General features: G+C 70.5%; 5 protein-coding genes and 1 pseudogene. 1 reads left to right on the plus strand and 5 read right to left on the minus strand.

Annotation, left to right across the window (positions count from 1 at the left end; translation table 11 throughout):
* Nucleotides 1-115 precede the first annotated feature (115 nt).
* Both ACOJSN_RS03245 and ACOJSN_RS03250 read right to left on the minus strand, forming a co-directional pair.
* On the minus strand, nt 116-1,453 hold the full coding sequence (locus ACOJSN_RS03245; RefSeq protein WP_420111074.1) for a multidrug effflux MFS transporter: 1,338 nt from the start codon (nt 1,451-1,453) through the stop codon (nt 116-118).
* A 154-nt stretch (nt 1,454-1,607) separates the two neighbouring features.
* Nucleotides 1,608-5,516, minus strand: a complete 3,909-nt coding sequence (locus ACOJSN_RS03250) for an Ig-like domain repeat protein (RefSeq protein WP_420111075.1) — start codon at nt 5,514-5,516, stop codon at nt 1,608-1,610.
* 374 nt (nt 5,517-5,890) lie between these two features.
* Between ACOJSN_RS03250 and ACOJSN_RS03255 the strand changes: the two genes are divergently transcribed.
* The gene (locus tag ACOJSN_RS03255; protein WP_420111076.1) at nt 5,891-6,400 is read left to right on the plus strand and encodes a phage tail protein; all 510 of its coding nucleotides are present in this window, start codon (nt 5,891-5,893) and stop codon (nt 6,398-6,400) included.
* Between the two features lie 5 nt (nt 6,401-6,405).
* Here the strand turns inward: ACOJSN_RS03255 and ACOJSN_RS03260 are convergent, their stop codons facing one another.
* The 3 genes and pseudogenes from ACOJSN_RS03260 to ACOJSN_RS03270 all read right to left on the minus strand — a co-directional run.
* Complete coding sequence (locus ACOJSN_RS03260) at nt 6,406-7,494, minus strand: inositol-3-phosphate synthase (RefSeq protein WP_420111077.1); 1,089 nt, start codon at nt 7,492-7,494, stop codon at nt 6,406-6,408.
* Between the two features lie 6 nt (nt 7,495-7,500).
* On the minus strand, nt 7,501-8,109 hold the full coding sequence (locus ACOJSN_RS03265) for a PadR family transcriptional regulator (RefSeq protein WP_420111078.1): 609 nt from the start codon (nt 8,107-8,109) through the stop codon (nt 7,501-7,503).
* Nucleotides 8,110-8,231: 122 nt separating this feature from the next.
* Nucleotides 8,232-8,462: pseudogene (locus tag ACOJSN_RS03270) on the minus strand (NADPH-dependent FMN reductase); the annotation flags it as partial.

The following is an 8,462-nucleotide window of genomic DNA, read 5'->3' on the forward strand; positions in this document are numbered from 1 at the left end:
GGGGCGGCCGGGCTCCCCTAACCCGTGCGCCACCTGGCGCACCACTCTTACCGTCCCGCGGCCCCGCGGTCTTGCGGGGCGGGGCCGCGGTGACACTCGTGAGGGCGTGCCCAGCTCAGGCGGTCTCGGTCACCGCGGCGATCGGGGCATCGGCGAGGTCGCCGCCCTCGTGGATGACCTCCGGCACGGTGGCCGCTTCACGCGACCAGCCGCGCGAGACGTACAGCAGCAGGCCGGCGGCCACGAGGATCGTGCCGCTCATGACGGCCGCCATCGTGAGGGCGCTCGCCTCGCCGAACAGGCCAGTCACCGGAGCGATCGCCGCCCCCACGCCGAACTGCGACGCGCCAAGCAGTGCGGCTGCGCTGCCTGCCTGGTGGGCGTTGCGCTCGAGGGCGATCGCCGGCACCGAAGGCATCACGAACCCGGCGGTGCCGAGCACGAGCACGAGTGCGACGATCAGCGGGCCGACCCCCGCGACGGTGCGCCCCACTGTCGCCGCGACCGCCACGAGCACCAGTGACAGCACCACGCCGACCGGCACCACCACAGACAGGATCCGCTCCGGGCTCACCCTCCCCGCAAGCGCTCCGTTGATCTGCGAGCCGGCAGTCACGGCGATCGCGCCCGCACCGAAGATGAGTGCGAACTGTTGCGCGGTCAGGCCGAAGCTGTCCTGGAACACGAACGTCGAGGTCGAGACGTAGGTGAACATCGCCGCCATGTAGAAGCCGGCGAGCAGCGCGAGCGCCACGAACGAGCGGTCCCGGAGCAGCGACCCGTACGAGGCGAGCGCGGGGCGGAGCCCGCCGGAGCGGCGATACTGCGCAGGCAGGGACTCCCGCAGGAACGCGGTCACGAGCGCTAGCAGCACCGCGCCGACGCCGGCGAGCACGAAGAACATCGAGCGCCAGTCGCCGAACCGCAGGATCTGCGCGCCGAGGGTCGGGGCCAGGATCGGCGCGACCCCGACGATGAGCATGAGCCGGGCGATCACCTTGGCGACGCGCGGGCCGGAGAACCGGTCCCGCACGATGGCCATCGACATCACCATGCCGGCAGCCGCTGCGAACCCCTGAACCCCTCGCAGCGCGGCGAGCGCCACGATCGAGTCGGTGAACGCAATACCCAACGAGACGAGCGCGTAGAGAGAGAACGCCGCGATCAGCGGGCGGCGACGACCCAACGAGTCGGACACCGAACCGATGACAAGCTGGCCGAGAGCCAGGCCGATCAGCGTGGTGGTCATCGTGAGCTGCACGCTCGCCGCGGACGTGCCGAGGTCCGTCGCGATCTCGGGAAACGCGGCGAGGTAGAGGTCGATGGTGAGCGGCCCGACGGCGGTCAGCGCCGAGAGCAGCAGGACGAGGCCGGCCGGGATGCGGCCGGTGAGGGGCGGCTGGGCTGGTCGACCGCCGTGCGTGGTGGGCACGGTCGACTGGGAGGTGGTCACGGGATCCGCAACGCTCGACCGAGCAGGCTCCATTCCCGGAACGCGCGGTCGTCTTGGGTGGTGGGCATCCTCCCCTCCAGGTCGGACCATTCCGCGCTGCGCGGGCGTGCTCCGGTCGCCATGAATCTGCCGGCGATGCGGAATGCCGCCGCGATCAGGCGGTCAAGCGCCGCCGCAGCAGGGCCAATGCCGCGCCGGCGACCAGTAGCCCTATGGCCGCGGCGAGCGTGAGACCGGCCCCATCAGGCACGCCGGAGTCCGGCAGGCTTGGGGTTCCAGGCGCGGCATCGGTCGGGTCGCCACCCGTGGGGTCCTCACTGGTGGGGTCGTCGGTGGGGTGGGGAGTCGGGCCCACCGCCGCCGGGGCCACGGTGATCGTCAACGTGATCGAACCGCCGCCGTCGCCATCACGATCGACGACCGAGAACGTCGCCTGCACATCGCCGGCCTGCGCGTAGGTGTGCGTCACGGGCGGATCGGCAGGCCCGACCACTTCCACCACAGGTGAGCCGTCACCCCAGTCGACGCGGTACGTGAACAGCTCGGCCATGTCAGCGCTCGAGGGGTCGTCCGCGCTCACCTTGAGCGTGAGCGGTTCCCCGACGACGGCGGCGGTCGGGCCGTCCACGATCACGTCCGGCCCGGTGTTGCTCACCTCGATCTCGCCGGCGGCGAGCTCGGTCAAGCCGTCGACGGCGGCGCTCACCTCGATCGGATAGGTCGCCGGGCCGTCGTCGATCCCGAACGCCTCGAGCTCGGCCCAGGTGAGCAGCACCTCGTGGCCGGAGGCATCGGAGAAGTCGCCGTCGCCGTCGAGATCCCAGCCGATCGTGGCGGTGCTGCTCGACCCGGCCGCGGACAGCGTGAGGCCCTCGCCCTCCGCGATGGCGTACGGGCCACCGGCCGCGGCGATCGGGGACACCTCGATCTCCGCACTGCCGGTGCTGCCGACGAAGCCTGCGCCAGGCTCGAACGTGGCGGTCAGCGTGAGGGCGCCTGCGGGCGGCTGGACCTCGAGCGTGGCCGTGCCGGCGGTGAGCGGTGCGGAGCCGAGCTCCTCCGAGCCAGTGCTGAACGTGACCGATCCGGCAGCGCTCACGCTCGCGTTGTCCGCCGTGACGTCGGCGGTCAGGGTGACCGTGTCGCCGTCGACGGCGTCCGGCGGTGCGGTCACCACGGTGCTGGTGGGCATCGCGGTCGGCGTGACGGAGGCCGAGTCCGTGCTCGGGGCGAACGTGTCCGATCCGAGGTACTCCACGAGCACCACGACCTCATCGGTGCTGGTCGGCGTGACCGTCACCGACGTGGTGGCGAGATCAGCGGCGGCGACCTCCGTCTCGTCGCCGTCGATCGTGAAGCGGACCGTGCCGTCGGTGACAGTCCCGCCGTCGCCCGTGAGGGTGGCGGTGACCTCGACCGGTTCGTGCGCGCGCGGTGAGGCCGGATCGATGCCGATCTCGAGCGTCGTCGGCGAGACCACGGTGACCTCGATCGGGTCAGCCGTGCTGTCGGTCCAGCCATCAGCGCCGGTGTAGTCGGCCGTGATCACGTGGGTGCCACGCGCGAGCCCGGACAAGGTCACGGTGACAACGCCGTCCTCGTCGGGGGTGCCGACGTTGATGGGCACGCCACCGTCGACCGCATAGGCGACGGTGCCGGCGTCGACCGGATCGCCACCCGAGGTCACGGTGGCGGTGACCTCGACGTCGTCGCCGGCACCAGCGCTCGCGGGCGCGTCGAGGATGATCGCGGTCGGGCTCTGCGCGAGCACCTCGACCTGGATCGCGACGGCGTCGGTCCAGCCGTCGGCGCCGGTGTAGGTGGCGTCGATGGTGTGCGTGCCGCGGTCGAGGCCGGCGATCGTGAAGGCGACCTCGCCGGCCGCATCGGGTGTGCCGACGCTCACCGGGGTGCCCTCGTCGACCGAGTAGCTCACGCTGCCGGCCGTGACCGGTGTACCGCCCTCGCTCAGCACGGTGGCCACCACGTCGACGTCGTCGCCGGCAGCAACGGTCGCCGGCGCTGCGAGGCTGATCGTCGTGCCCTCCTGAACGGCCACGACATGGGCGTTGCTGACCGAGCCGGTCCAGCCGGCGGCTCCGACATACTCGACCACGATCGTGTGGTCGCCGCGTGGCAGGTCGGTGATGGTGAAGTCGACCTGTCCCTCGGCGTCCGGGCTGCCCAGACCCAACAGAGGCCCTCCGTCGAGGCTGTAGCTGAGCGAGCCGCTGCTCGCCGGGTCGCCACCGACCCCGATCACGGTCGCGACGACCTCCAGGTCCCCACCGAGCGGGACAGCGTTCGGGGCATCGACCGTCACGTCCGTGGCCTCGGTGGCCATGATGTCGATCGGCTCGGCCTCGGAGTCGCCGTACTCGTCGGCGCCGGTGTAGCTGGCGGTGATCGTGTGGTTGCCGCGCGCCAGGTCGGTCAGCGTGAAGGTGACCTCGCCGTCGGCGTCGGGGGTGCCGGCCTCGATCGGCGTGCCGCCGTCGACTGCATAGGAGACGGTGCCGGCATCGACCGGGTCGCCATCGGCCGTCACGGTCGCGGTGACCTCGGCGTCCTCGCCGGCCACCACGGTGGCCGGAGCGTCCAGCACGACCTCTGTCGCGATGCCGGTGCTCAGCTCCAGGCACCAGTCCCGGGCCAAGAAGCCCGCATCACCCGGGGCGTTGTCCACGATGTACAGCTCCCATGTCCCGTTCGCATCGGTGCCGGCGAAGGCGTCGGCGAACGTGGTGGCGCTTGAGGGCGCAGGTGCGGGGGCCGGGAAGCCGTCATGGGCGCCGTCGAGATTCGTCGGCACGAAGGTTCCGGACGCGAGCGGGCCGGCGATCACCTCGCCGTCGTCGGAGAATGCGAGATCCAGGTCGGAGACCGAGTGCTGCCCGACGTCGCTCAGCACGACCAGGCCCTCGCCCGACGGCGAGACCAGCATGATGTCGAGATCGGCGACGTTGGCGTGGCTCAGGCCGTTGATGTGCACCTGGGCGTCCGTCACGAGCCCGCCAGTGTCCTCGACGAAGACCCGGAGCGGGTAGGCCCGCGGTACGCCGACGGCCGGGAGCTGGGTGCCGCCCGGGCTCGGCGGGTTGCAGTAGAGGTTCCCCGTCACGCTGGTGGGATCGTCCGCAACCAGGTCGAACGTCGTCGAGCTGGACAGGAAGCCGTCCGTGCCCTCGTACTCCACCGTGAAGGGTGACGTGCCTTCGTTGGACCAGCCGCTGGGGAAGGACACCGTGGCGTTGCCGGTGTCGTCGAGCTCGGCCGAGTAGCCGGCGTCCGGGCCCCAGAAGATGACGTCACCCTCGGTGACCGGCTGGCCGCCCGAGGTCACCTGCGCCGACAGCTCCATCGGCTCGCTCGTCAGCATCGGGTTCGGGGTCGCGCTCGCCGTGATGGTGGTGGGGGCTGCGGTCTCGCTCGTGGTGATCGTGACGCTCCAGCCGCCGGCGATCGAACCGTCGTCGCCGGTGGCGTCGTCGACGATGTACAGCGACCATGCGCCGTTGGGGTCGATGCTGCCGAAGGCATTGGCGAGCGTCGTCGCGCTGCTCGGAGCTGGTGCCGGCGCCGGGAAGACGTCCGCACCCGTGGCCGCGTTCGCCGGCGCGTAGGTGCCTGTGGGCAGCGTGCCGTTCTCGGGGAATCCGGCGCCGCCGTCGGCGAGTGTGACGTCGACGTTGCCGGCGCTCAGGATGTCGCCGCCGACGTCGGACATCAGCACGAGGTTCGCACCGCTCGGGGCGACCAGCAGCACGTCCATGTCGTTGACGAACAGATGGGTCAGCCCGTGGAGCGTGACCGACACCTCGGTGATGGCGCCGGTCATCCCCGAGACCTCGATCGCGGAGGGATAGGGCGCTGCCGGCTGCACCTCGCCGACTTCTGTGGGCGAGCCGATGGTGATCGAGGCGGTGTTGCTGAAGGTCGTCGGACCGTCCGCCACAGCCGGGGCTGCCAGGGCGACCGCCCCGATCGCGCTTGCGGCTAGCAGCGCGGCCGCACCGGCTGCCAGGCGTGCTTGTACTGACCGGACCCGGTGTGGCTGGCGCATGACGGCTTCCCCTGCCTGCCCGGGTCCGCTCGGCGGGCCAGGGCGCTCGGCCTGAGCGAGCGCGCAGACCGCTCAACATGCTGTCGACGAACGCTCGACAACACAACAGTTGACGTCTCACGAGTTCGGATTGAGACCTGATCGTGACATTCCAGAACGCAAGACATCACATCTCGGTCTCTGGTCGCCGTCGGGCATGGTGGGTCGACGGCAGGTGGCGCTACCGTGCGCAGCATCCGGTCCGGACCGGCCGGCCCGACGGGCTCGACGGACGCAGCAGGAACGGCTCGCGATGTCAGAGTTCGGCAGCGCGTGACCCTCACGCTGCTCTCGAGCGCGTCACCTCACTGGCACATCGACAAGGAGCTCACCCCATGGACGTCTTCCTCGGCACCATCCAGCTGTTCGGCTTCAACTTCGCGCCTCGTGGCTGGGCGCTGTGCCAGGGCCAGCTGCTCGCGGTCAGCCAGAACTCCGCTCTGTTCTCGTTGCTCGGCACCACGTACGGCGGTGACGGGCAGACCACGTTCGCCCTCCCCGACCTGCGAGGTCGAGTGCCGATGGGGCAGGGCCAGGGTGCGGGGCTCAGCGGCCGCGTCGTTGGCGACGTCGGGGGTACCGAGGCCGTGACCCTGACCCCGGGACAGCTCCCTGCTCACACGCACGGAGTCTCCGCAGCGTCTGCCGCGACCAGCAAGTCGCCGTCGGTTGCGCGCCCGGCGGTCGCCGCCGGCGGTGCCGCCTACGGCACCGCAGCGACCGTGTCGATGGCTGCCGGCATGGTGCAGCCCGCCGGTCAGAGCCAGCCGCACGACAACATGCAGCCCTATCTCGTGGGGAACTGGTGCATCGCCGTCGAGGGCATCTTCCCCACGCGACCCTGAGGCTCTCAGCCCTCCCCGCGGATGAACGCTTCGACCTTGGCACGGGCGGTCTCGTCGTCGTACTGCTCGGGCGGGCTCTTCATGAAGTAGCTCGACGCGGACAGGATCGGGCCGCCGATGCCGCGGTCCTTGGCGATCTTCGCGGCGCGGAGGGCGTCGATGATGATGCCGGCGGAGTTGGGGGAGTCCCACACCTCGAGCTTGTACTCGAGGTTCAGCGGCACCTCGCCGAACGCGCGACCCTCGAGGCGCACGTATGCCCACTTGCGGTCGTCGAGCCACGCCACGTAGTCGCTCGGGCCGATGTGGACGTTGCGGTCCTCCTTCTTCCCCGCGAGCGGGGAGTCGTGCAGGTTGGAGGTAACGGCCTGAGTCTTGGAGACTTTCTTCGACTCCAGCCGGTCACGCTCCAGCATGTTCTTGAAGTCCATGTTGCCGCCGACGTTCAGCTGGTAGGTGCGGTCCAGCACCACGCCGCGGTCCTCGAACAGCTTCGCCAGCACGCGGTGCGTGATGGTCGCGCCGACCTGGCTCTTGATGTCGTCGCCCACGATCGGGACACCCGCCGCGCGGAACTTCTCCGCCCACTCCGGCGTGCCCGCGATGAACACCGGCAGCGCGTTGACGAACGCCACGCCGGCGTCGATGGCGGCCTGCGCGTAGTGCTTCGCGGCGTCCTCGGACCCCACCGGCAGGTAGCAGATGAGCACGTCGGCGCGCGCGTCGCGCAGCGCCTGCGCGGTGTCCACCGGCTCGGCGTCGGACTCGGTGATGGTCTCGCGGTAGTACTTGCCGAGCCCGTCGAGCGTGTGGCCACGCTGCACCGGCACGCCCAGGGGCGGGACGTCGGCGATCGTGATCGTGTTGTTCTCGCTCGAGGCGATCGCTTCCGACAGATCGAACCCGACCTTCTTGGCGTCCACGTCGAACGCCGCCACGAACTCGATGTCACGCACGTGGTACTCGCCGAACTCCACGTGCATGAGTCCGGGCACCGTCGCGCGCGGGTCCGCGTCACGGTAGAAGTGGACGCCCTGCACGAGCGAGGCGGCGCAGTTGCCCACGCCGGCGATCGCGACTCTGATGGATCCCATTCGTTCCTACTCCTCGGTGATGTCCGACGGCGGAGCCGCCGTGGTCTGGTCGGTCGGGTGGGGTGATGGCTGAGTTCGCTCGCTGGTGATCAGGTCCTCGAGCCAGCCGACCTCGCGGTCGATCTGCTCGAGGCCGTGCCGCTGCAGCTCGAGCGTCCAGGCGTCGCGGCGCTCGCGGTTGCGGTGCATCTGCTCCCGCATCGCCTCCCGACGCTCGAGCATCCGCATCCGCCTGCCCTCGAGGATCCGCAGCCGCACCTCGGGCTGGACCTCGTCGAACAGCGAGAACCGCACGTCGAAGTGCTCGTCCTCCCACGCGTCGGGGCCGGTGCTGCCGAGGGTGGTGGCGAGCCGCTCCTTGCCGTCGGCGGTGAGCTGGTAGACGATCCGTGTCCGCTTGCCCGCGAGCGCGTGCGGGAGCTCGGCGGTGTCGACGGGCTCGATGTGTCCCGCCGCCGTGAGGCTCTTCAGCGCGGGGTAGAGCGAGCCGTAGGAGAGCGCGCGCACGGCGCCGAGCGTGGCGTTCAGCCGCTTGCGCAGCTCGTAGCCGTGCAGGGGTGAGTCCTGCAGCTGGCCGAGGATGGCCAGCTCGAGGACGTCGGACCGTGCGCGCATCGTTCCCTGCGAGGTGCGGGACCACACGGGCGGATGCCTCGGGTGGATGTATCGGATTGATACATTAGCGCACCTGACAAAGTCAACCGTATGTCAGGTTGTGGGCAGCCAGGCCGCCGGTCTCAGGTCCGGAGCGGAGCGAGCGCGCCCGTGGTCTTCTCCAGCAGGTCGAGGAGGTTCGCGAGCTCGCCGGGGCGGCGGTCGACCGGTGTGAACGCGCCCTCGGTCCAGTCGAGGAACTCGTACAGCGCGACCTGGTGCCGCACGACCGTGCCCATCGTGTTCGCGATGATGCCCCGCCACTGCTCGGTGGCGCGAGTGCCGCCGTCGGCGCCGTAGGAGACGATGCCGAA

Source organism: Pseudactinotalea sp., from assembly GCF_048594945.1.
Lineage (GTDB): Bacteria > Actinomycetota > Actinomycetes > Actinomycetales > Beutenbergiaceae > Pseudactinotalea.

Excerpts from the sequence above, each read along its gene's own strand:
- ACOJSN_RS03250 (WP_420111075.1), bottom strand. The coding sequence starts at position 5,516 with ATGCGCCAGCCACACCGGGTCCGGTCAGTACAAGCACGCCTGGCAGCC.
- ACOJSN_RS03255 (WP_420111076.1), top strand. The coding sequence starts at position 5,891 with ATGGACGTCTTCCTCGGCACCATCCAGCTGTTCGGCTTCAACTTCGCG.
- ACOJSN_RS03260 (WP_420111077.1), bottom strand. The coding sequence starts at position 7,494 with ATGGGATCCATCAGAGTCGCGATCGCCGGCGTGGGCAACTGCGCCGCC.
- ACOJSN_RS03265 (WP_420111078.1), bottom strand. The coding sequence starts at position 8,109 with ATGCGCGCACGGTCCGACGTCCTCGAGCTGGCCATCCTCGGCCAGCTG.